Source organism: Niveibacterium sp. (assembly GCF_041909475.1).
Classification (GTDB): Bacteria; Pseudomonadota; Gammaproteobacteria; order Burkholderiales; family Rhodocyclaceae; genus Niveibacterium.
This window is the reverse complement of sequence record NZ_JAYRDJ010000015.1, coordinates 1-21311: the sequence shown is the minus strand read 5'-3', so window position 1 is coordinate 21311 and position 21311 is coordinate 1. Positions and strand designations below refer to the sequence as shown.

Sequence of the window (21311 nt, the reverse complement as noted above, 5' to 3'; positions counted from 1 at the left end):
GGGCACTGGCATGCGCGCACAGATCACTACCTGCCTCGTCGCCCTGCTGCTGGCGGCGCCCGTGATGGCGGGTGAAAAAGGCAAGCTGCTCATCTGGATCAACGGTGACAAGGGTTATACCGGCCTGCAGCAGGTCGCCGATGCCTTCGGCAAGAAGTACGGCGTTACCGCGAAGGTCGAGCACCCGGAGGACCCGACCAAGAAGTTCGAGGAAACCGCCAAGGGCGGTAATGGGCCCGACGTCTTCCTGTGGGCGCATGACCGCATCGGTGACTGGATCGGCAAGGGCCTGATCAGCGAGGTGTCTCCATCCGAAAAGCTGCGCAAGGAACTGGTATCGGTCGGTTGGGATGCCTTCACCGTGAACGGCAAGGTCTGGGGCTACCCGGTCGGTGCCGAGGCCATCATGCTGCTGTACAACAAGAAGCTGGTGCCCAAACCGCCTGCGACTTTCGAGGAAATCATCGCCCTCGACAAGGAACTCGCCGCCAAGGAAGTGAAGGCGATCGGCTGGGACTACACCAACTCGTATTTCACCTGGCCGCTGATGGCGGCGAACGGTGGCTACGTATTCAAGCGCGAGAGCAGCGGCAGCTATAGCGCGGGCGATGTTGGCGTCGCGAACCCGGGTGCACTGGCCGGCGGGCGGTTGCTGGCCGACTACATCGCAGCAGGCGTTTTGCCCAAGGGCGGCCTGCCCTACGGTGACGCTGAGAAGGCGATGACGAGCGGCAAGCAGGCCATGTGGATCAACGGCCCTTGGGCTTGGGATGCCTTGCGCAAGGCCGGCATCGACTTTGGCGTGGCGCCGCTACCGACGCTGCAGGGCAAGCCGGCGCGGCCCTTCGTTGGCGTGCTCGGTGCGATGATCGTGGCTGATTCGCCCAACCGCGATCTGGCGACGAAGTTCATTGAGGAATTCTTGATGACCGAGGAAGGCCTCAAAACGGTGAATGCCGACAAGCCAATCGGTGTGCCGCTGAACAAGAAGCTGTTCTGGTCGCTAATGAGTGACGAGAAGATTCGCATCTCGATGGATGGCGTGACCTTCGGCAGGCCGATGCCGTCCAACCCCGAGATGGGGCGCTTCTGGACCTCCTTCACGCTCGCGCTCAAGCAGATTGCGGACGGCAAGAAGAAGCCGGACGAAGCGTTGGGGCAAGCCGCGAAAGACATGCTCGCGCCGCCACCACCGCCCAAGTGAGTGTCAGGGGCTGAGCAGTTCGGGGGAATTGAGGTTTGCGAAAGCGGGGGCTTCGTCGCTGAAGTCCACCGCCCGTGCATCCACCGATTCGAGCCAGCTTGCAACCTTGCGATCGCCGCACGCGAGGTAGGCGCTTAGCGAGTCGACAAGGTTGGTGTGCAGCAGGCAGAACACCGGCTGCCAACGCCCTGCCAGTGTCACGACCGCAGCCTTGCCGCCAGCAAGGCCCGCATGCAAGCGGCGCGCGAGGTCGCCGGGCAGGGCAGGGCTGTCACAGGGCACGCAAAGCAGCCAGCCGGCCGCCGCATGGCGGAGGCCGGCCTCAATGCCCGCCAGCGGGCCGCGAAAATCGGCGTCGCCATCAGCCAGCACCGGAACACCCAGCGCAGCGTAGCGATCGAGATTGCGATTGGCGCTGATCAAGACCTGGTCGACCTGTGGCGCGAGTCGCTCGAACACATGTTCGACCAGTGGCTTGCCTTGATGATGAATCCAGCCCTTGTCGGCGCCCCCCATGCGGCGCCCGGCGCCGCCGGCGAGAATCAGACCGCTTGTCGGTGCCGCGGGCGTCATCCGCCGATGTAGGACATCTCGATCTTCGCGGCGCGACTGGCTTCGCCGCGAAGCTCGGAATAACGGTCGTCGCGGCTGCGCCAGACCTGGCGTATACGTGCCGTCAGCGCGCCGTCGTCGGCTCCGGCACGCAGCAGATCGCGCAGATCGTGGCCGCGGTCTGCGAACAGGCAGGTGAACAGCTGGCCCTCAGGGGAGAGGCGCATGCGCGTGCAGTCGCGGCAGAACGCGTGGCTGACCGAGGAGATCACACCGATTTCACCGGCACCATCGCGATAGCGCCAGCGCTCCGCGACCTCGCCGCTGTAGTTGGCATCCAGCGCATCGAGCGGGAACTCGGCGTTGATGCGGGTAACGACTTCGCGCGAGGGCAGCACCGCATTGAGGTTCCAGCCGTTGTGGCTGCCGACGTCCATGAATTCGATGAAGCGGAGGATATGACCGCTGCCGCGGAAGTGCTGGGCAAGCGGCAGGATCTCGCCGTCGTTGGTGCCGCGCTTGACCACGCAATTGACCTTGATCGGCCCGAGGCCCACATCGGCCGCCGCGGCGATGCCGGCAAGCACCCGTTCAACCGGGAAGTCGACGTCGTTCATGCGCCGGAAGATCGCATCATCCAGCGCGTCGAGGCTCACCGTGACGCGCCGCAGTCCAGCGTCGGCGAGGCTGCGGGCCTTCTGTGCGAGCAGGGCACCGTTGGTGGTCAGCGTGACTTCTACATCCAGCCGTGCGAGCTGTTCGATCAAGCGCTCAACTTGCTTGCGCAGCAGCGGTTCGCCGCCGGTGATGCGGATCTTGCGCACGCCTTGGCCCACGAACAGGCGGGCAATGCGGGTGATCTCTTCGAAGCTCAGTAGTGCGGTGCGCGGCAGGAAGGCGTGATCACGGTCGAACACGTCCTTGGGCATGCAGTAGGTGCAGCGGAAGTTGCAGCGGTCGGTGACCGAGATCCGCAGGTCGTGCATGGCGCGGCCGAACTGGTCGATCGCCGGCTGCGCAGGGTCGTCCGCTGTCAGTGCAACGGCTGCGGGAGCAGGTGAGGCGACAGGGAAGATCGGAATCGGCGGGCGAGCGTTCATCGGGTCGGCGCAGGGCGCAACGGGCAGCGGTAGAGCAAGTTTAGCCGCTGCGCCAAGAGCCGGCGAATGATTCCGCTCAAGAACGGCGGGCCCCATTTCTGGGGCCTGTTTGTCGATTAAAGGCGGAAGCCGGAGATCAGCTTGCGCATCGTGTCGGCTACCTCGTGCAGGCCGCTCAGCGTGTCGCGCACGCCCTGGATTGCGGCGTCGTTCTCATGCATGCGGCCGGTGATCTGCTCGGCCGATTGAGCCATCAGCGTCGTGGCTTGCTGCTGCTCGCTGGTCGAAGCGGCAATCTCGTCGATGCGCGCGACCGCCTCCATCATCTTCTGCTGGATTTCACCCATCTGGCGTGCGGCCTCCTCGCTGGCCGATGCACCCTTGCCGACGGTTTCGATCGTGCCTTCCATGCCGGAGAACGCGCGCCGCGTGTCTTCGTTCATGCCGCTGATCATGTGCGTGATTTCGAGCGTGGCTTTCGCCGTGCGTTCGGCGAGCTTGCGCACTTCGTCGGCGACGACGGCGAAGCCGCGCCCCTGCTCGCCGGCGCGGGCTGCTTCAATCGCGGCGTTGAGCGCGAGCAGATTGGTCTGGTCAGCAATTTCCTTGATCACGTTGACGATGCCGCTGATTTCATTGGCGCGCGTGCTGACGGTATGAATCATGTCACCCAGTTCTCGCACCGATTCGGACGAGTGCGAGAACTCCTGTGATACCTGCGCGATGGTCTTTGCGCCGTGCTCGGACATTTGCCCCGTCTGCTGTACCAGGCCGTTGGCGACGGCGGCGCTGTCAGCGATATGCGCCACCGATACAGTGATCTCTTCGATCGTCGCGGCGTTCGCGCTGGCGGTGTCCGAGAGGCTGGTGGAGTGCTGCGCGAGGCGCTGCACTGTATCGTCGATCGTTTCAACGCCGCTGGAAAGCCGCTCAGCCTCGCCGCGCACTTCGAGGAACATCGAGCGCAGCGTGTCGAGGAAGCGGTTGAAGGCGGCGGAAGTCTCCGCGATCTCGTCGTTGCCCGACACGTTCAAGGTACGCGTCAGATCGCCGCCGCCTGCCGAAATTTCCTTCATCAGATCGCGCAGCGTGGCGAGGCGACCCAGCATCTTGGTCAGCACCGCAATCAGCAGCGGCAGGGCGACGGCCAGCGCCAGCACCAGAATGCCCAGCGCGGTGCCAAGTAGCTTGTCGAGCGGCGCCAGTGCGCTGCTCTTGTCGACCACCACGCCGAGTGTCAGATCGGTGCCGGGAACCGGGAACATCTCAACGAAGCTCGCGACACCTTGAACTTTCAGGTCGCTCGCCTGATCGTTCTTCTGCGCCGCGAGGATCGCATCGGCCGTGAGTTCCGGTGCGAGATCGGTGGTGGGCTTCTGCAGCACCTCCTTACTGGGATGCACGAGGATCTTGCCGTCCTTGCCGATCAGCATGGCGTAACCCTTGGCGCTGAATCGCACAGAGAGGATCTGCTGCACCACGCGGTCGAGCGTGATGTCTGCAGCGACGACACCTTTGAGCGCACCGCCGTCCTTGGCCGCGTAGGCGAAGGACACGACGAGCTGCCCGGTCGATGCGTCGACGTAGGGCGCGGTCATGATCGGCTTGTCGCTGGCTACCGCGGCGGTGTACCAGGGGCGTTGCGTGGCATCGTAGCCTTCGGGCAGCTGCTGGTTGTCGGTGAAGAGGATCTTCTTGTCGGGGAAACCGACGTAGAACAGATCGAACTGACCGGAGGCCTTGGCCTGCATCAGCACCGGCATCGGGTCTGCGGCGAGTGCTGCGCCAGCCCCAGCTTGCGTGACTTGCGAGCGCGACGCGATCCATTCGCCGGTTGCCGCCGCTGTGGCGCGGGCGACGCCGCGGATCTCGGCGTCCATGCGCTGTATCAGCTCGGCGCGCATCATCACGTAGATCGCCAGTGTCACCGAAAGCAGCGCGGCGAGCATCAGCGCCGCGGTGACTACGATCAACTTCCCTCTCAGCGTGTTCATCATTGAAAGCCTCACCGGTCGTACATGAAGGAAGGACTCAGAATGACCATAACGGCAGTGTGGGCACCTGCCTTGAGGGAAATGAGGGCTATGACATGCGATTTCTCGCACCGCGGTTGCGGTGCTTGATCAGCGCAGCGATGCGGGGATCTGTTCGCCGGAGGGAAGCCAGCCGAGACGAGCGAGCAGGGTGGATGCGAGCCAGCAGCCGAGCCACACTGCGTAGAACGCGAACACCACGTCGCTCGCGAAGTGCCCGCCCTGGATGACGCGGACGAACCCGACCACGGTGCCGGCAAGCGCGGCAATGCCTAGCCACTGCGCCCGTCGGCGCGGTGCAGCCAGCCAACCGAAGGCCATCAGCGCGAACGCGCCGGTGGCATGGCCGCTGACGAAGGAGCAATTGCGATCGCACTCCGCTGCCGGTACCAGGGCCGGCGTGAAATGCCGGGCGCCGCCGAAGTTTTCGATCTGGTGCGGGCGGGCGCGGCCCCAGTGATTCTTCAATCCCGCATCGGCGATCAGGCCCGGGCCCAGCGCAAACGCGAGCGCCAGAAAGCCGAACCAGCGGCGGCGCGACGCGAGCCAACCCCGTGGGAGGAGGAAGCTCGCGAGCCACAACAGGATCACCGTGATCACGGCGAGGCGCGAACCGCCCCATACGCCCCAATAAACCGCTTTCACGATGGGCATACGATCGAGCGGGAAGCCTTCTTGGGCGGAATAGAACAGCGCGGTGATCTGCAGGTCGAGCTGCGGCCAGAGGGTGAAAACCACCGCCGCCAGCGCGAAGACCAGCGCAAGAATCCCGGCTTCGATGCGCCCGGGCATCAGTATCCCTTGAAGCCTTGCATCAGCCACACATCGGTCCGCAGCGCGAAGTCCGGGTGTGTTTGAACCTTGAGCATGCCGACCTTTTCGACATGCTCGAAGCGCGCGGCGACTTCAGCAGGGTCGCCCTGCGCGAGGAACAGGATAGTGATGCCCTTGGTATCCGGCAGCGAGTGGGTCAGTTGGTACTGGTCGTGCACCGCGCGCGCTGGGTTCCAACTGGCGATGCGCGGCGATTGCGCGCGCAGCGTGTAGGCAACATGGGCCAGAAGCGTGCGTTCATCGGCGACGACATAGGCGTCCGGGTTGGCAGCGATCCACGGCGCGACACCGCGTGCGAGCGCATCCCAGCCCTTCATGCGCTTGAACGGGTCGATCTTCGAAGTCAGCGGCCGATGCACGGCCGACAGGATTTGTGGCCACTGGTAAACGACCACAGCGATCAGCACATTCAAACCGAGTGCAGCAGCCAGCAGCTTGCGGCGGCCGGCGCTGCGCGACAGCCAGGAGACCGCGAGCAAGGTGCCACCGGCGAAGATCGGCCCCGCCCAGTTTGCGTTGGCCTCGCTGGTGCTGGCCTGCGCCATCACCAGCAGCAACAGCGGCACCGAGCCGGCGAACAGCAACCGGTCGCCCGCGTTGCGCCAAGTGGTGCGCAGCGTGACGATCGCGCCGATGAAGCCGATCGCGAGCAGCGGGCCGATCGAACCGATCTGCGCACCGATGAACTCCAGCAGGTTGGCGTCCTTGTGCTGCTGCGTGATTTCGGCGGTGTGGCGGAAGGTCGGGAAACCGTTGGCCCAGTTCCACCATAGGTTCGGCGCCAGTACAGCCAGGGCTACGATCGCCGTGATCCACGGCCCGGGGCTGACCAGTTTGCGTCGCCCTTCAGGACTGGTGAGCAGAAGCAGCGCAGCGGTCAGCGCGAAGGCCGCCATCGTGTACTTCGACATCAGCCCAAGGCCGCAGGTCAGGCCCAGCAACACCCAGTCGCGCGGTCGGTCGCGTTCCAGCGCGGAATGCAGCGCCCATAGCGAGGCGGTCCAGAAGAACAGTAGCAGCGCGTCGGTGGAGATGAAGAGACTCAGCGCGGTGGTGATCGGCAGGGTCAGGAACGCGAGGCCGGCGATCAGCGCCGTGCGGGTGTCGTACAGTTGGCGGCCGAGTCCGAACAAGAGCAGGGCGGTCGCAGGGTAGAGCAACAGCGAGCCGGCTTTCACGCCGACGAGCCCATCACCCAGCCACGCTGTCGTTGCTTTGATGACCGCAGCGACCAGCGGCGGTTTGGAGAAGTAGCCCCAGGCGAGCGCTTGCGACCAGCCCCAGTAGTAGGCCTCGTCGACGTACAGCGTCGCACCCGTGTGGCCGATCACCCAGACACGCCACACTGTCAGCACCACGATCGCGGCCACTAGCGCCAACAGCGCCGGGCCCGCCGGCGTGGCGGGGCGATCCTCGGAAAACATGCGTGTCATGCTCATCGTTGTCGAACCAGGCGTACGCCGCCTTCGCTGTAAAGCACGTCGATATTTGCGTCGGCCGGGATGCGGTCGGCCCGCGTCAGCGCGATTTCACCTGGCAGCGGTGCACGAGCCGGCGCCTGACGTTCGCGATAGACCGCGAAACTGGGCTGGAAGAAGTTCCATTGCACGCCAGGCTCCGGCATGGCGCGTGCGGCGATGGCGGCGCGCTTGACCGGGCCTTGCAGCAGATCACCCACGTAAGGCGTTACCACGGTTGCCAGCAACACGCCCTGAATCGCAGCGATGGCGGCAAGGCGACGCCACGGCGCTGCGCGCCAGAGCATCGCAATCAACAGCGCGGCAATTAGCGCGCCGAGGGTCGCAAAGTGGTACCCCGCGCCGGCCGCTTCGCCTGAGCGTGCGAGTTGCGCAACGTAGTACGGATCGGCGATGCGGCCGTCGGCCAGCAGCCGCTGCACCAGCGTCGGCAGCGCAGCGAAGAAGGCTAGGGCGAGGATTGCCGGCAGCACGCCTAGCGCCACCGTTTTCAAACGTTCGCGATGCAGTGCGACGAGCAGGAACAGCGGCGAGCAGCCGTACAGCGCGTAGTGCGGCAACTTCGTGCCGGACAGCGAGAAGAACACCAGCACGAAACCGAACCAGATCCACAGGAAGCGGCGTAGCGGGTCAGTGCTGTCGCTGCGCAACGCGCTCACAGCGCGCAGCAACGGTGCAATCCACGGCAGCAACAGCAGCGGCACGATGATCGGGTAGTAGAACAGGCTGCCACCGTGGCCTTCCATTGGGCCAGAGAAGCGGCCGACGTTGTGCTTCATGATGAAGCCGTCGATGAAGGCTTGGCCGTGGATCATCAGCGCTGCGGCATACCAGGGTGCAGCCACGGCGATGAGAATGACCCAGCCGACCGGGTCGACGACCGCGCGCAGCCAGGTTTTGAACTCGCCGCGGCTGACGCAGTAGACAAGCGTGACGGCGCCAGGAATTGCCAGCGCGATCGGCCCCTTGGTCAGCACACCGAGCGCAATCCAGAGATACATCCGCCGTAGCGGCGCGCGCGCGCCGGATTCGAGGTGCCGCCAGGCATCGGTCAGCGCGAGCGCGAGCAGCAGGTTCAGCAGTGCATCGGCCGTCGCGGCGCGGCCGATCACGAACACGCCGACGCTGGTGGCCGCCACCAGGGCTGCCAACAGCGCGGCTTCGCGGCCGAAGCGGCGCCACGCAAAGTTGCCGATCACCGCGCACCACAGCGCGGCGGCGAGCGCGGACGGCAAGCGGAAAGCCCACTCCGAAACACCGAACAGCCCGACCGGCACTGCCTGAAGCCAGTAGATCAGGATCGGTTTGTCGAAGCGCGGAACGCCATTGAGCCAGGTGGAGAGAAAGTCCCCGCGCTCGAACATCTCGCGCGTGGCTTCCGAGAACGCACCTTCGTCCACATCGAACAGCGGCGCGCCGCCGAGGTTCAACAACAACAGCACGGCTGGTACAAGGAACAGTACCAGCCGGTCGCGTAAAGTCGGCGCCGGCAAGGTGGCGCTCATTCGGCCTCGGCCTGTCCGGGTTTGTGCCAGGCGTCGCCTTCGTCGGGTTCATCGGGGTCGCGCACCCGATACTGCGAGGCGGCGCCGGATTCGAAGTAGATCCGCGCAAGCGTTTCCGCCAGCACGCCGGTCGAGATGAACTGGAACGACGCGATGATCAGGAAGAAACCCAGCTGCAACAAGGGGCGCTGGCCGATCGAAGCGCCGGTGAACAGTTTGAGGGCTGCGAGCCAGCTGAGGATCAGGCCGCCAATCACCCCCATGCCGAGGCCGATGCCGCCGAAGAAGTGGCCGGGGCGAGCGCGGTAGCGCATGAAGAAGAACACCGAGATCAGATCCAGGATCACGCGGAAGGTGCGCGAGATGCCGTACTTGCTCTGGCCGAACTGGCGCGCATGGTGCGTCACTACCTCTTCAGCGATGCGGCGCGGCGTCGTCACGGTGGCGAGCCAGGCCGGGATGAATCGGTGCATTTCGCCGTACAGGCGCACGTTCTTGATCACGCTGGCGCGGAAGGCTTTGAGGCTGCAGCCGTAGTCGTTGAGCTTGACGCCGGTGATGCGGGCGATCAGGCGGTTGGCGATGCGCGAAGGGATCTTGCGCAGCACCATGCCGTCCTTGCGGTTCTTGCGCCAGCCTGCGACGAGGTCGAGGTTCTCGTTCAGCAGGCGGCCGACCATGCGCGGGATGTCGATCGGGTCGTTCTGGAGGTCGCCGTCCATCGTCACGATTACGTCGCCGCGCGCAGCGTCAACGCCAGCCTGCATCGCCGCGGTCTGCTTGAAGTTGCGCATCAGCGACACGACGCGCACATGCGGGCCGTAGTGGCGCGCAGCGGCTTCGAGCTCGCCCGGCGTGCCGTCGGAGCTGCCGTCGTCGACGAGAATCAGTTCCCACGGATACGCGTAGTCGTGCAGCGCTTCATGCACGCGCTTTGCGAGTGGCGCGACGTTTTCGGCTTCGTTGTACATCGGCACCACGACCGACAGACGGTGCGGCGGAATGGATACGGGAGCCTGGCTTGTGGCCGGTGTGGCGACAGTGTTCATTGTGATTTTCCGTTTGCATTGGCCGAATGGGGCCCTGCCGGGAGCGCGACGAATGCCGCCGCGCCGGCGCTGACCGCGGCCGCGATGATGACGAGGTGCAACGCGAGCGCGGCCTGCAGCCCGTTTGCGAGTGTAATGCCGTGCGGCGTCAGTGCGGCAGCAACGCCGGCTTCGTAAGTGCCGAAACCGGCCACGCCTTGCACCGGCAGGATGGCGGCCAACTCGCCACCGAGTACGCCAGCGCTGGCAAGCAGGCCTGCCTGGCCCAGCAGTGCGCCGAGCAGTAAGGTTTGCGCGGACAACTTCACGATCCAGTTCGACAGCGTCCACGCCCAACTGCGCGCTGCGCCGCGCGTGGAATGCGCCAGTGCGACGCGCACCTTTGCCAGCTTGCCTTGCCAGCCGGGCTGAGGCGCAGCGCCGACCGGATGCGCGCGAGCCCAGGCCGGCACACCCCAGGCAGCGACGAGCACGGCGAGGCTCCATGCGCCACGCAGCGCCACGTCGAGGCCAGGCCAGACCCACGCGGCCAGGAGCAACACGACGAAGGCGTCCTGCATGCGCAGCCATAGTAGCGACACCAGCGCGCGCCCCATCGGTACCCCGAATTCACGTTGCAGCAGCACCGGCAGCGCGATTTCGCCACCGCGGAAAGGCACCACGTTGATCGCGGCGTTGTGGGCGGTGGTGACACGCGCCATGGCCCAGAAGTGACCCTTGGCAACGTCGGCGAACTCGTCGCGAATACGCGCGGCGCGCAGCAGGTAGCTCAGCAGGAAACCGCTGAGGGCCAGCGCGAGCGTGGTCGGCGGGATCGTCGCTAGCCGGCTGCCGACGTCACGCCAGTTGCCGCTGGCCGCCAGCCAGCCGAGCAGCGCGAGCGAGATGACGAGGGCGATCACGCGTTTGATCATGAGGAAGCCTTCTGCATCCACTGCTGACGCAGCGCCACGATGCCGCTGACGAAGGCGAGTGCAGAAAGCGCCCACTTCAGCAGATCAGCCTGCGGATAGCCGAGGTTGGTGAAGGCAAGGCTCGCGCCCATCACGACGAGTGCAAATGCCATCAGCGCCTGCATGGCGGGGCGTTGCCAGATCAACCAGCGACGCGACACCGCTTCGCCGGCCGCGCCGGACAACCAGCCGCCGGCCGCGCCCACCAGTACATCAAGCGGCCAGTGTGCGCCAACCGCGATGCGCGACAGGGCAACCACGATCGCCACGGGCAGCAGCGCCAGCGCCAGGCGTGCCGGTCGCTGGCTGAAGAACACCAAGGTTGCGGCGAAGGCAAAGGCCGTCATCGCGTGGCCGGACGGAAAAGAGTTGCGCGTCAGGGTGTCACCGATCACATGGATCTGATCGGCTGCGAGCACGGCTGCCGGGCGAGCTGCGTTAAGCAGCGGCTTGATCGTGTGCGTGAAGATGCCGCCGAAGGCGCCGGTGAGCAGTGCGGCGGCCATCAGGCGCGGCTGCTTCGATAGCGTCGGGGCGATTAGCGCGTAGGCGCAGGCACCGGTGCCCAGCGCCGTCGCCCACGACCAGAAATGCTCTGGCAGCCTTTGGGCGGTGGCATTGAGGGCAACGAACACCGGCACATTGGCGTCCACGTGAAGCAGCCAGAGTGCAGCACCCAGCAGCACTGCTGGCGGTAGCCAGATCAGCAGGGGGCGCAGCAGTTGGGCGGGCGCCGCGGGCGCGTCGGATTCGGGCATCGACTCAGAATGTCGGAAAAACCGCTAATTCTAACATCGGCGCCCGAAGGGCCTGGTTTGTCGGTCAGAGGGCGACGATACTCTGGCGGCCCCACCATTCAGCACCGGGCGCCAGTTCGACCGGTTTGCCAATCGCGCCGTGCTCGATGCACAGCATGCGGCGAAAGCCCAGTGGCGTCATGTCGGGCAGCGCCGCAGACAGATGCTCCCACGGGTTCCAGATCACGGCGTCGGGCAGGTTTTCGGCCGAGATGCCAAGCGCACGGCGGCGTTCGCTCAACAGCAGCGGCTTGGTTGCATCGAAGTAGATCCGGTCGGTTTCGGCTTCGATCATCAGTTCGGTGCCGGTTTCCTTGTGCTCGGTGCCGCGCGTCGCATCGAGGTAACGCAAGCCGCGCAGCCCTTCCACTTTGCTTTCCTCAACCTCTTTGGTCGCGAGGTAGCTGTGCAAGGCGCAGGTGAAGTGCATGGGCTCGGTGCCGGGGTTGTGTACGCCCAGTTCCACGTCCAGTCGCTGGCCGGTGACGAGTACCGTGAGTTCGGCGCGGAAGGCGTGCGGCCAGATGCTGCGCGAGATGTCGTCGTCGCTGATCGAAAGCGTCGCGGTGGCGAAGTCCTTCTCGACGCGCGTGCTGTCGATATCCCAGCTCACCGTGCGCACGAAACCGTGCTTCGGCAAGGGGCCGCGCGATCCGAACTGCGGGAAGCAGACCGGAATGCCGCCGCGGATCGGCACGCCTGCTTCGAAGCGGGCCTTCTCGCTGAGGAACAGGCGCTCTTCGCCGCGCGCGGGAATCCAGCTGATGACTTGTGCGCCGTGCTGCATGATCGTGACCTGCGCGCCGTCGGGGGCGGTGAGTCGGATGGCGGGCAGGCCGTTGAATTCGATGTGCTGGACGGCGTCGTTCATTGGGGGGACATCCTTAAAGACTGAAGCAGGCGGCGGATTGTGCGACCTCGCTACGGCGGAAACAACCCTCGGCGTGATCATTCACCATACCCACGGCTTGCATGAATGCGTAGCAGGTCGTGCTGCCGACGAAACGGAATCCGGCCTTGCGCAGCGCGCGGCTCATCTGGTCCGAAGTGGTGCTGCTCGCTTGCTGCGATGAGCCGGCCTGCGGGCGTCCATCGACAAAAGACCACAGCCATTTGACCGGATCGACGCCGGAACTCTGCAACGCGATCCAGGCTCGCGCGTTGCCAATGGTGGCTTCGATCTTGCCGCGATGGCGCACGATGCCGGGATCGGCGAGCAGGCGGGTGACATCCTCGTCGCCGAAGGCCGCGATCTTCGCAGGGTCGAAGCCGGCGAACGCGCGCCGATAACCTTCGCGCTTGCGCAGGATCGTCAGCCACGAAAGCCCCGCCTGAGCGCCTTCAAGCGTGAGGCATTCGAACAGTGCGTTGGCATCTGCGAGCGGGACACCCCATTCGGTGTCGTGGTACGCAAGGTAGAGCGCGTCGGCAGAGACCCAGGTGCAGCGGCCGGGGGCCTCGCACACGGCGTCAGGCCTCAAACTCGTCGATCGCCTGCAGCACGCGGAACTGCGGAATGCCTGCGAGCTTGCCGATCAGGCTCATGATGGCCTGCTTCACATGCGGCGCGTTCATGTGGCGATTGAGCGCGGCCTCGTCGGACCACACTTCAATGGTGTTGATGCGCATCGGGTTGGTGGTGTCGCGGTACAGGTCGTAGCGCAGGCAGCCATCTTCCTGCCGGGTCAGTACAGCCGCAGTGCGCAACACCTCGATGACCTCGGATTCGTGCTGGGGCACGATCTCCGCCATGGTGATGACGTGGATGCGGGGCTTGCTCATGCTGGGGCTCCGGGCGATTGGTAGGCCTGAATATCGAGGCTGCCGAGTTTAATCGAGGTGTCCTCCGGATCGTTGGTGAGCTTGAAGCCGATTTTGCGGACGAAGCGCAGCATGCGGTCGTTGTCGGTGAGGAAGATGCCCTTCATTTCGAGCAGGCCACGCTCTTTCGCACTGAGGATCAGGATGTCCATCAGGCGTTGTGCGAGGCCGCTGCCCTTGGCATCTTCCGACACCACGATCGCGAATTCGCAGCTCTTGCCGTCGGGGTTCGCGGCGTAACGGCATACGCCCAGCTCGTACTCGGCGCCGTCACGCTCGGTGGTGGCCACGAAGGCCATCTCGCGGTCGTAGTCGATCTGCGTGAGCTTCGCGAGCATCTGTGGCGGCAGTTCCGACAATGCGCTCATGAAGCGGTAGTACTTCGTCTCGGGCGACAGGCGCCGTACGAAGGCCTGCTCGAGGACCGCATCCTCCGGCATGATGGGCCGCACCACGACCGGTGTGCCGTCGCGCAGCGTGACTTGCTGCACCAGGTTGCCGGGGTAGGGGTGGATCGCCATGTGGTCGTAGCGGCCAGCCTTCTTCGGCACACGGCCGACCACGATGCGGGCATCGACGGCAACGACATCCTGCTCGTCCGCCACCAGGGGCTGGATGTCCACCGAGCGCACCCACGGCAGTTCGCAGACCATTTCGGAAAGACGCAGCAGCACGAATTCGAGCCGCTCCATCGCAATCGCGGGCTGGCCTCGCCAGTCGCCCAGCTTGGCCGCGATGCGGTGTGAGCGCACCAGATCCTTGGCGAGGAAATCGTTCAGCGGTGGCAGCGCGACGGTACGTCCTTCCAGACTCTCGGCATCCACGCCGTGTTCGCCGAACGAGATCACCGGCCCGAACACCGGATCGCGCGAAACGCCGAGCAGCAGCCCACGCGCGCTGGCGACATCAACGCGTGGCTCGATCGTGATGCCGTGCGAGGTGCTCTCGTCGTCGCGGTTGCGCAGGTCATCCATCAGTTCTTCAAACGCCAGGTGCGTCGCCACTGCGCTGGCCGGATAACGTTTCGGCCCGGAACTGATGCGTTGCTGCAGCATCGCGTTGGGACGCATGGTGACCGGAAAACCGATGTCGTAGGCCATCGTGACCGCCTGTGCCGCAGTCTTTGCCACCAGCGTACGGCGCACCGGAATGCGGAAGGCCGCGAGCACTTGTCGCGCTTCGCTGCGGGTCAGCGTGGTGCGCCCGCTCTCAATGGCGGCTTCGATCAGCTCACGTGCCCCCGCGACGTCTGGTGGCTCAAGGTCGGACAGCGGTGCCGGCACCTGGGTCAGCAGCTTCTGGTTCTGGTAGTAAGCCGAGATTTGCGAGAACAGGTCGATCGCCGGCTCGGGTGTGCGGAAGCTTGGGATACCTGCGGCGACGAACAGCTCGCGCGCCGCCGCGACCTGGGATTCGCCCATCCAGCAGCAAAGGACGGGTTTCTCGGCCTTCTTGTCGATCTCGACCACGCGTTGTGCAACCTCGATCGGCTGCGTCATTGCCTGCGGCGTTAGGATTGCGAGCACGCCATCGACGCCGGGGTCGGCCAGCACGGTTTCCAGCGTGCGGGCGTAGCGGTCGGGGTCAGCATCGCCGACCATGTCGATCGGGTTGTCGTGCGACCAGGCACGCGGCAGGTCGCGATTAAGGGTGGCGACTGTCTGCGGTGAAAGCTCGGCAAGCGGAATGCCGAGGTCGCCGGCGCGGTCCGCCGCCATTACGCCGGGGCCGCCACCGTTGGTGATGATCGCGAGCCGGTTGCCGCGCGGGCGGAAACGGGTGAACAGCGCCTGCGTGGCGGCGAACATCTGCGTCAGATATTTCAGCCGGATCACGCCAGCGCGGCGCAGCGCCGCGTCGAAAACGATGTCCTCGCCGACGATCGCGCCGGTGTGTGAGTGCGCCGCGCGCGAACCGGACGGATGGCGGCCGACCTTGATCACCATGATTGGCTTGGCGCGCGCAGCGGTCCGCAGCGAACTCATGAAGCGCCGCGCGTCGCGGATGCCTTCGATGTACAGCAGGATGCTCTCGGTGCGGAAATCCCAGATCAGGTAATCGAGAATCTCGCCGAAATCCAGATCGCAGGAGCCGCCCAGTGACACGACGTTTGAAAAACCGACGCCGGTCGTCTTGGCCCAGTCGAGAATGGCCGCGCACAGCGCGCCCGACTGCGACACGAAGCCGATGCTGCCGGCCTTCGGCGCTGCGTGAGCGAAGGTGGCGTTGAGGCCCGCGATCGCGCGTGCGATGCCGAGGCTGTTGGGGCCGAGGATACGTACGCCGTGCTTTTCGGCCAGGCGCACGATGTCGCGCTCCATCGCGGCGCCATCCGCACCACTTTCCGAGAAACCGGCCGACAGGATCACCGCGGTGCGCACGCGTGCGCGGCCGCAGGCGGCCACCACGTCGGGCACGGTTGGGGCCGGGGTGGCGATCACCGCGAGGTCCACCCGCTGCGGCACGTCCCCAATGCTATGCACGCAGGGCGCACCGAGTACATCCTGATACTTCGGATTCACCGCATAGAGCTTGCCCTTGAAGCCGCTCTCCTGCATGTTCTTGACGAGCACCTGGCCGAGTGCGCCCTCGCGTGGCGTGGCACCGATGATTGCGACCACCTGCGGCGCAAAGAGTGGGGTGAGGTAATGCTGCTCGTCCATGGTGACACCCGATCCGATAGTTGGCGGCATCGTAGGCGGCGCGGCTGACAGCACACTTGCGATGGGTCATCCGGCCGAACTTGCGTGCCGGGTCGGCCACGCAAGCCTATTGTCTTCGGTTGGCCCGCGCTTGCGAAGCCCGGCGCGCGTTCTGTTGAAGGAAAAACGGTCACAACAATGTCAAACAAGGATTCAGGGCCCGGTGGTGGCGCGCTGCATGCGGGTGAACCGTCGCCGTGGGTGATCGCTCAATCGCGTCATCTTCCACGCGGGCACGTGCTCGATCTCGCCTGTGGTCGCGGCCGTCATGCGCGGTGGCTGGCTGCGCAGGGCTGGCGCGTGCTCGCGTCGGATCGCGATGCCGCGGCGCTCGGTGAGCTGAGCAATGTCGCAGGCGTGACGACCGCGTGCTGCGACCTGGAGGCCGCGCAATGGCCGCTTGCGGGGCAAGTGTTCGATGGTGTCGTCGTCACGAACTACCTCCATCGCCCCAATCTGCCGCAACTGGCGAGCCTGTTGCGTGCCGGTGGCGTCGTCATTTACGAGACTTTCATGCAGGGCAACGAGCGTTTCGGCCGGCCCAGCAATCCGGATTTTCTGCTCGCGCCGGACGAGCTGAAGCAGTGGGCGCAAGCATACGGGCTGGAAGTGCTCGCGTTTGAGCAAGGTGAACAGCGTGCGCCGCGCATGGCCTGCGTGCAGCGGATCTGTGCGCGCCGCCCGATTGATGAGGCTATGCTTTGAGCAAGCGATGCATTTCAACCACGGAGCGATGCGATGAGCTTATGGATTGCGAACATAAACCCCGAAGCCACTGACGACGACATCCGCGAGCTGGTGCGGAAATACTGTGGCATCGAAGTGCCGGAAATTCGTCGTGAGCCGGGCGACGGCACGCGCCCGGCCGCGCAGCTGATCTTCCCTGATGTGAACAACACCGTGTTGCAGGAATTCCAGAAGCGGCTGCATGGCATGTTCTGGAAAGAGCGGACGATCAGCGTTCAGATCATGTGATCGTCCGGATCAGGTCGCCAGCGGCCTCGGCGAGGCTGCCTGGCGCCAGGTCGTTCAAGACGATGGGGCGCGCATCTGCAAAGCGAGCGTAGTTCTTGTTCTGCGAGCGTTTGTAGAGCGGGTCGTAATGTTCGTCGATGAAGGCCGAGAACAGCGCCGGCAGGTTGCCAGCGGCAGCAAGCTGTTTCCATTCGTCCAGCGTGGCGTTGCTGTGAAAGCTCCGCAGGCATTCGATGCGCTCCTGCAGGTCCTGCACGTCGTCACCCAGGTAAGCGTAGTCGCCAAGCAGGAAATCGATCCTCGCATCGCGACTGGCTTCGACCGCTACGCACTCGCTTGCGCGCATCTGCTCGATCAGTGGCTCCGGCACCTGGAGCACGCCGATCTTTCGGCTTTCTGCTTCAACGAACACCGGTCGCTCGGTCGAGATGCGGGACAGTTGGGCGCAGAGCTCGGTCTCAAAGGCCTTCTGGCTTGGCTGGTCGATACCCGGAAGACGGCCAAGCACCGAGCCCCTGTGGCGCGCAAGGCCTTCCAGATCCAGTACCTGCGCCCCTTGCGCGGTCAGCGCGTCGAGTAGTCGCGTCTTGCCGCTGCCGGTCGCGCCGCACACCACGACAAAGCGGAGTTGCGCTGGCAGTTCGGCGATGCGGTCGATTACGTGGCGACGAAATACCTTGTAGCCACCTTCGAGCTGGCAGGCATCCCATCCGATCATCCGCATCCAGGTCGTGAAACTGCCGCTGCGTTGGCCGCCGCGCCAGCAGTAGAGCAGCGGGCGCCAATCTTTGGGTTTGTCCTGGAAATGCTTGTACAGATGCCGCGCAATGTTCTCCGCCACCATGGCGGCACCGAGCTTGCGTGCCTCGAACGCGGAAACCTGCTTGTAGATCGTGCCGATCTGGACGCGTTGTTCGTTGTCCAGTACCGGGCAGTTGATCGCGCCGGGAATGTGGTCGTCGGCGAACTCGGCGGGTGAGCGAACGTCGATGATCGCGTCGAAGTCAGCGAGATCGGTGATGCGGGCAATGCCGCGGGGTGTCTGCATGAAAACTCCGGAAAGCAGGTGAGCGGCGCGCAGGTAAAATCCGGGGCTTCTCCGCCAGGGTCCGGATATGGATATCAAACTCACGCAATTTTCCCACGGCGGCGGCTGCGGCTGCAAAATCGCGCCCGCCGTGCTGTCGCGCCTGCTTGCCAGCGCACCGGCCGGTATCGTGCCGCCGGCCTTGATGGTCGGAAACGAAACCTCCGACGACGCTGCCGTCTATCGCCTCAATGATCAGCAGGCGCTGGTTGCGACGACCGATTTCTTCACGCCGATCGTGGATGATCCGTACGACTTCGGCCGCATCGCAGCAACCAACGCGATTTCGGATGTCTACGCAATGGGCGGCCAGCCGATCATGGCTTTGTCACTCGTCGGTATGCCGCTGGACAAACTGCCGTTGGAGGTCGTCGGCCGGATACTGGCAGGTGGTGCCGCGGTGTGTCGCGAAGCGGGTATTCCGATCGCGGGCGGACATTCGATCGACATCCCGGAGCCGATCTACGGCCTCGTCGCCTTGGGCTTGGTGCATCCGGATCAGGTCAAACGCAACGCCGACGCGCGTGCGGGTGACGTGCTGATCCTCGGCAAGCCGCTCGGCGTTGGGGTTCTGAGCGCGGCGCTGAAGAAAGGGCGCCTCGATGAAGCGGGGTACGCCGAAATGATCCGCCACACGACGCAACTCAATCGCGTTGGTGTGCAGCTCGCGAAGATGGATTTCGTGCATGCGCTCACCGATGTCACCGGCTTCGGCCTTGCGGGTCATCTGCTTGAGATCGCTCGTGGCTCCAAGCTTGCCGCGATGGTGGCGTTCGACGCGTTACCTTTGATCGCGCAAGCGGTCGCCTTCGCCAAGGAGGGCATGGCAACCGGCGCGACGGGCCGCAACTGGAACGGCTATGGCGCCGAGGTGCTGACGCCGGATGGTTTCGAGCCCTGGCAGCGCACGCTGGTGACCGATCCGCAGACATCCGGCGGCTTGCTGGTGAGCTGCGCGCCTGAGGGCGCAGAAGCGGTGCTCGCTGCGTTCCGCGCCGATGGTTTTGGCGAGGCCTCCGTGATCGGCCAGCTGGTCGAAGGGCCTGCTCTGGTCAGGATCGCCTGATCTGTGGTGACCGGCTCAGCGCTTGAGCAGCGGCTTGAGCGCTGGCCAGATGTTGTCGAGCACCCTCGGCTGCGCAGCGGCCGTGGGGTGCAGGCCGTCTGCCTGGAAGTATTCGTTCGTCTGCGCGAAGCCTTCCAGCAGGAAGGGTACAAGGGCGGTGCCCTCTGCCTTTGCGATATCCGCGAAACTGGTGCGGAACTTTTCGGTGTAGTCGGGGCCGTAGTTCGGCGGTAAGCGCATGCCGACCACGACGACTTTTGCGCCGGCCTTTTTTGCCATACGCACCATTTCGCCGAGGTTCTCCTGCATCGGCTTGAGCGGCAGGCCGCGCAGGCCGTCGTTCGCGCCGAGTTCGAGAATCACGATTGCGGGTTTGTGCTGGCTCAGTGCCGCCGGCAAACGCGTGCGGCCGCCGGCAGAGGTCTCGCCGCTCACGCTGGCGTTGACGACGGTATAGCGGTAACCCGCCGTGCTGAGCCGCTTTTGCAGCAGGCTTGCCCATGCCTCGTCTTGCGTGCGTAGACCAAAGCCGGCCGAAAGGCTGTCGCCGAATACCAGAATCGTGGCCGCGTGGCACACTCCGGAGCACAGAAAGACAAGCGCAATAATGGAACGCAACATGAACCCGAATACCTCGTTGGTGTTGGAAGCAGTTGATCTGCTCAAGCGCGTCGACGGTGTCGACGGTGAGCTCACGATTCTGCAGCAGATCAGCTTTGCGGTGGGCGCGGGCGAGACGGTGGCTGTCGTCGGTGAGTCGGGTTCCGGCAAGAGCACGCTGCTGGGGCTGCTCGCGGGGCTTGATATGCCGACGTCAGGGTATGTCAGCCTGCGCGGCACCAATCTATTCGAGTTGAACGAAGATGACCGTGCCCGCCTGCGCGGCGAGGCGCTCGGTTTTGTGTTCCAGTCCTTCCAGTTGTTGCCCGCGCTGACCGCGCTGGAAAACGTGATGATGCCGCTTGAGCTTGCCGGTCGGCGCGATGCTGCGGCGCTGGCGACCCGTTGGCTTGAGCGCGTCGGGCTCTCGCATCGCGTTGGCCACTACCCGAAACATCTGTCGGGCGGCGAGCAGCAGCGCGTTGCGCTTGCGCGCGCGTTCGCGGTGCAGCCGGCCGTGCTGTTGGCGGACGAGCCGACCGGGAATCTCGATGCCGCAACCGGCCAGCAGATCGCCGACCTGATGTTCGACATGAATCGCGAGACGGGCACGACGCTCGTGCTGGTGACGCACGATGAGCGCCTTGCAGCGCGTTGTTCCCGGGTAATCCGCCTTGCGGCAGGGCAGTTGCTGAGCGATACCGTAGCGGCTAACTGATCCGGCTAATCCTGCTTAGGGCCACTGCGCCTATTGTTCGGTCGGACATTCCAGTTCGGACAGGTCGACCATCGAGACGAGTGCGCTGCGCTGCCCCTCCCGCGTCAGCACCCCTTGACGGCGTAACTCGCTGATCGAGCGGCAGACCGTTTCGGCGGCAAGTCCGGTGATGTCGGCCATGTCGCACAGTTTTGGCAGCATCAGCTTCGTCGGCATCAGGCCGGCGTTGCTGCCCCCTGCAAGCAGTAGCATCAGGCGTCGTACCCGTTCCAGCGGTTGGCCCGTGCGGATTGCAATCAGATCCGCCGCACGCTGTTCGGCGGCAACCAGGGACCGAATGACTGCACGGCGGCCCGCATCGGCCAGTGGCAGGCTCCAGGGCTCGATTGCGCACTCAGTCAGCGCTGTTGCCTGAAATGCGTAGTCCGCATCGAGCAGTGTTTCGCTGCCGATTACATCACCGGCCAGCGCGAGGCTCGCGAACTGGATATCACCTTGCTCGCTGCGGTCAAGCCGCACGATGCCGGAGATCAGATGCCACGGAAGGCCCTTGTCGCCTTCGAAATAGATGCACTGTCCGCGCGCAATGCGGCGAATACCGCATGGGCGGCTGAGCTTGGCCTGCACGATCTGGAGAGGCATGCCTCTTACTCCACTGCTGCACGGTGCGCTCGGCTGGCGCGAGCATCGTTGGTGGATTCGAGAGAATCCGGTTTTTGTTGCGACGACGATCGGCGGGCGAGTCCCGTGTCGGCGCGAAGCCTACGGCGCGCACGACACGACACACCTCAATGGTCGGGTGTATCTCCCCCTAAGCAAAAATCGGGCTAGTTCAAT

Annotated in this window: 21 protein-coding genes; 5 read left to right on the top strand and 16 right to left on the bottom strand. The window is 64.8% G+C overall.

What is annotated here, in order from left to right; translation table 11 throughout:
* The first annotated feature begins 10 nt into the window (after positions 1-10).
* Complete coding sequence (malE, locus tag ACE3P0_RS11355; RefSeq protein WP_374402728.1) at positions 11-1204, top strand: maltose/maltodextrin ABC transporter substrate-binding protein MalE; 1194 nt, start codon at positions 11-13, stop codon at positions 1202-1204.
* A gap of 3 nt (positions 1205-1207) precedes the next feature.
* Here the strand turns inward: malE and mobA are convergent, their stop codons facing one another.
* The 13 genes from mobA to ACE3P0_RS11290 all read right to left on the bottom strand — a co-directional run bounded on the left by mobA (position 1208) and on the right by ACE3P0_RS11290 (position 15989).
* Positions 1208-1777: a molybdenum cofactor guanylyltransferase MobA gene (gene mobA / locus ACE3P0_RS11350; protein ID WP_374402727.1), complete on the bottom strand. Its 570-nt coding sequence runs from the start codon at positions 1775-1777 to the stop codon at positions 1208-1210.
* Positions 1774-2742 (bottom strand): GTP 3',8-cyclase MoaA, encoded by a 969-nt coding sequence (gene moaA, locus ACE3P0_RS11345; RefSeq protein ID WP_374402805.1) that lies wholly within the window; start codon positions 2740-2742, stop codon positions 1774-1776. The genes mobA and moaA overlap by 4 nt, the downstream gene beginning before the upstream one ends.
* Before the next feature lie 230 nt (positions 2743-2972).
* On the bottom strand, positions 2973-4829 hold the full coding sequence (locus ACE3P0_RS11340; protein ID WP_374402726.1) for a methyl-accepting chemotaxis protein: 1857 nt from the start codon (positions 4827-4829) through the stop codon (positions 2973-2975).
* 150 nt (positions 4830-4979) lie between these two features.
* Positions 4980-5681 carry a phosphatase PAP2 family protein gene (locus tag ACE3P0_RS11335; protein ID WP_374402725.1) on the bottom strand — a complete coding sequence of 234 codons (702 nt, stop codon included), beginning with the start codon at positions 5679-5681 and terminating at the stop codon, positions 4980-4982.
* Positions 5681-7162 (bottom strand): glycosyltransferase family 39 protein, encoded by a 1482-nt coding sequence (locus tag ACE3P0_RS11330; RefSeq protein WP_374402724.1) that lies wholly within the window; start codon positions 7160-7162, stop codon positions 5681-5683. Before ACE3P0_RS11330 ends, ACE3P0_RS11335 begins: the two co-directional genes overlap by 1 nt.
* Positions 7159-8706 carry an ArnT family glycosyltransferase gene (locus ACE3P0_RS11325; protein WP_374402723.1) on the bottom strand — a complete coding sequence of 516 codons (1548 nt, stop codon included), beginning with the start codon at positions 8704-8706 and terminating at the stop codon, positions 7159-7161. Before ACE3P0_RS11325 ends, ACE3P0_RS11330 begins: the two co-directional genes overlap by 4 nt.
* Positions 8703-9755 carry a glycosyltransferase family 2 protein gene (locus tag ACE3P0_RS11320; RefSeq protein ID WP_172199310.1) on the bottom strand — a complete coding sequence of 351 codons (1053 nt, stop codon included), beginning with the start codon at positions 9753-9755 and terminating at the stop codon, positions 8703-8705. The genes ACE3P0_RS11325 and ACE3P0_RS11320 overlap by 4 nt, the downstream gene beginning before the upstream one ends.
* Positions 9752-10669: a lysylphosphatidylglycerol synthase transmembrane domain-containing protein gene (locus tag ACE3P0_RS11315; RefSeq protein WP_374402722.1), complete on the bottom strand. Its 918-nt coding sequence runs from the start codon at positions 10667-10669 to the stop codon at positions 9752-9754. Before ACE3P0_RS11315 ends, ACE3P0_RS11320 begins: the two co-directional genes overlap by 4 nt.
* Positions 10666-11466: a phosphatase PAP2 family protein gene (locus ACE3P0_RS11310; protein WP_374402721.1), complete on the bottom strand. Its 801-nt coding sequence runs from the start codon at positions 11464-11466 to the stop codon at positions 10666-10668. The genes ACE3P0_RS11315 and ACE3P0_RS11310 overlap by 4 nt, the downstream gene beginning before the upstream one ends.
* A gap of 64 nt (positions 11467-11530) precedes the next feature.
* Positions 11531-12376 carry a D-hexose-6-phosphate mutarotase gene (locus ACE3P0_RS11305; protein ID WP_374402720.1) on the bottom strand — a complete coding sequence of 282 codons (846 nt, stop codon included), beginning with the start codon at positions 12374-12376 and terminating at the stop codon, positions 11531-11533.
* Between the two features lie 13 nt (positions 12377-12389).
* Complete coding sequence (locus ACE3P0_RS11300; protein ID WP_374402719.1) at positions 12390-12971, bottom strand: DNA-3-methyladenine glycosylase I; 582 nt, start codon at positions 12969-12971, stop codon at positions 12390-12392.
* A 4-nt stretch (positions 12972-12975) separates the two neighbouring features.
* Positions 12976-13287: a putative quinol monooxygenase gene (locus ACE3P0_RS11295; protein WP_374402718.1), complete on the bottom strand. Its 312-nt coding sequence runs from the start codon at positions 13285-13287 to the stop codon at positions 12976-12978.
* A complete protein-coding gene (locus tag ACE3P0_RS11290) occupies positions 13284-15989 on the bottom strand; it encodes a GNAT family N-acetyltransferase (RefSeq protein ID WP_374402804.1) in 2706 nt (901 codons plus the stop codon). The genes ACE3P0_RS11295 and ACE3P0_RS11290 overlap by 4 nt, the downstream gene beginning before the upstream one ends.
* A 177-nt stretch (positions 15990-16166) precedes the next feature.
* Here ACE3P0_RS11290 and ACE3P0_RS11285 point away from each other — a divergent pair, with 177 nt between their 5' ends.
* Together ACE3P0_RS11285 and ACE3P0_RS11280 are read left to right on the top strand one after the other, a co-directional pair.
* Positions 16167-16733, top strand: a complete 567-nt coding sequence (locus ACE3P0_RS11285; RefSeq protein ID WP_374402717.1) for a class I SAM-dependent methyltransferase — start codon at positions 16167-16169, stop codon at positions 16731-16733.
* Between the two features lie 33 nt (positions 16734-16766).
* Positions 16767-17003 carry an RNA recognition motif domain-containing protein gene (locus ACE3P0_RS11280; protein WP_374402716.1) on the top strand — a complete coding sequence of 79 codons (237 nt, stop codon included), beginning with the start codon at positions 16767-16769 and terminating at the stop codon, positions 17001-17003.
* Here the strand turns inward: ACE3P0_RS11280 and mnmH are convergent.
* Entirely contained in the window at positions 16996-18051 is a 1056-nt protein-coding gene (gene mnmH, locus ACE3P0_RS11275; protein WP_374402715.1) for a tRNA 2-selenouridine(34) synthase MnmH, read from the bottom strand. The genes ACE3P0_RS11280 and mnmH overlap by 8 nt on opposite strands.
* 67 nt (positions 18052-18118) lie before the next feature.
* On the opposite strand from mnmH, the gene selD reads away from it, so the two are divergent.
* Entirely contained in the window at positions 18119-19156 is a 1038-nt protein-coding gene (gene selD / locus ACE3P0_RS11270; RefSeq protein WP_374402714.1) for a selenide, water dikinase SelD, read from the top strand.
* 15 nt (positions 19157-19171) lie between these two features.
* Here selD and ACE3P0_RS11265 read toward each other — a convergent pair whose 3' ends face one another.
* A complete protein-coding gene (locus ACE3P0_RS11265) occupies positions 19172-19777 on the bottom strand; it encodes an arylesterase (protein ID WP_374402713.1) in 606 nt (201 codons plus the stop codon).
* Here ACE3P0_RS11265 and ACE3P0_RS11260 point away from each other — a divergent pair.
* Positions 19764-20474, top strand: a complete 711-nt coding sequence (locus ACE3P0_RS11260) for an ABC transporter ATP-binding protein (protein WP_374402712.1) — start codon at positions 19764-19766, stop codon at positions 20472-20474. The two genes, ACE3P0_RS11265 and ACE3P0_RS11260, sit on opposite strands and share 14 nt — an antisense overlap.
* 30 nt (positions 20475-20504) lie before the next feature.
* On the opposite strand, the gene ACE3P0_RS11255 is transcribed toward ACE3P0_RS11260, so the two are convergent.
* A complete protein-coding gene (locus ACE3P0_RS11255; protein WP_374402711.1) occupies positions 20505-21116 on the bottom strand; it encodes a Crp/Fnr family transcriptional regulator in 612 nt (203 codons plus the stop codon).
* Positions 21117-21311: the final 195 nt, after the last annotated feature.

Coding starts and splice junctions, on each gene's coding strand:
- malE (WP_374402728.1), top strand. CDS start 11: ATGCGCGCACAGATCACTACCTGCCTCGTCGCCCTGCTGCTGGCGGCG.
- mobA (WP_374402727.1), bottom strand. CDS start 1,777: ATGACGCCCGCGGCACCGACAAGCGGTCTGATTCTCGCCGGCGGCGCC.
- moaA (WP_374402805.1), bottom strand. CDS start 2,742: ATGCACGACCTGCGGATCTCGGTCACCGACCGCTGCAACTTCCGCTGC.
- ACE3P0_RS11335 (WP_374402725.1), bottom strand. CDS start 5,681: ATGCCCGGGCGCATCGAAGCCGGGATTCTTGCGCTGGTCTTCGCGCTG.
- ACE3P0_RS11330 (WP_374402724.1), bottom strand. CDS start 7,162: ATGAGCATGACACGCATGTTTTCCGAGGATCGCCCCGCCACGCCGGCG.
- ACE3P0_RS11325 (WP_374402723.1), bottom strand. CDS start 8,706: ATGAGCGCCACCTTGCCGGCGCCGACTTTACGCGACCGGCTGGTACTG.
- ACE3P0_RS11320 (WP_172199310.1), bottom strand. CDS start 9,755: ATGAACACTGTCGCCACACCGGCCACAAGCCAGGCTCCCGTATCCATT.
- ACE3P0_RS11315 (WP_374402722.1), bottom strand. CDS start 10,669: ATGATCAAACGCGTGATCGCCCTCGTCATCTCGCTCGCGCTGCTCGGC.
- ACE3P0_RS11310 (WP_374402721.1), bottom strand. CDS start 11,466: ATGCCCGAATCCGACGCGCCCGCGGCGCCCGCCCAACTGCTGCGCCCC.
- ACE3P0_RS11305 (WP_374402720.1), bottom strand. CDS start 12,376: ATGAACGACGCCGTCCAGCACATCGAATTCAACGGCCTGCCCGCCATC.
- ACE3P0_RS11295 (WP_374402718.1), bottom strand. CDS start 13,287: ATGAGCAAGCCCCGCATCCACGTCATCACCATGGCGGAGATCGTGCCC.
- ACE3P0_RS11290 (WP_374402804.1), bottom strand. CDS start 15,989: ATGGACGAGCAGCATTACCTCACCCCACTCTTTGCGCCGCAGGTGGTC.
- ACE3P0_RS11285 (WP_374402717.1), top strand. CDS start 16,167: ATGTCAAACAAGGATTCAGGGCCCGGTGGTGGCGCGCTGCATGCGGGT.
- ACE3P0_RS11280 (WP_374402716.1), top strand. CDS start 16,767: ATGAGCTTATGGATTGCGAACATAAACCCCGAAGCCACTGACGACGAC.
- mnmH (WP_374402715.1), bottom strand. CDS start 18,051: ATGCAGACACCCCGCGGCATTGCCCGCATCACCGATCTCGCTGACTTC.
- selD (WP_374402714.1), top strand. CDS start 18,119: ATGGATATCAAACTCACGCAATTTTCCCACGGCGGCGGCTGCGGCTGC.
- ACE3P0_RS11260 (WP_374402712.1), top strand. CDS start 19,764: ATGGAACGCAACATGAACCCGAATACCTCGTTGGTGTTGGAAGCAGTT.
- ACE3P0_RS11265 (WP_374402713.1), bottom strand. CDS start 19,777: ATGTTGCGTTCCATTATTGCGCTTGTCTTTCTGTGCTCCGGAGTGTGC.
- ACE3P0_RS11255 (WP_374402711.1), bottom strand. CDS start 21,116: ATGCCTCTCCAGATCGTGCAGGCCAAGCTCAGCCGCCCATGCGGTATT.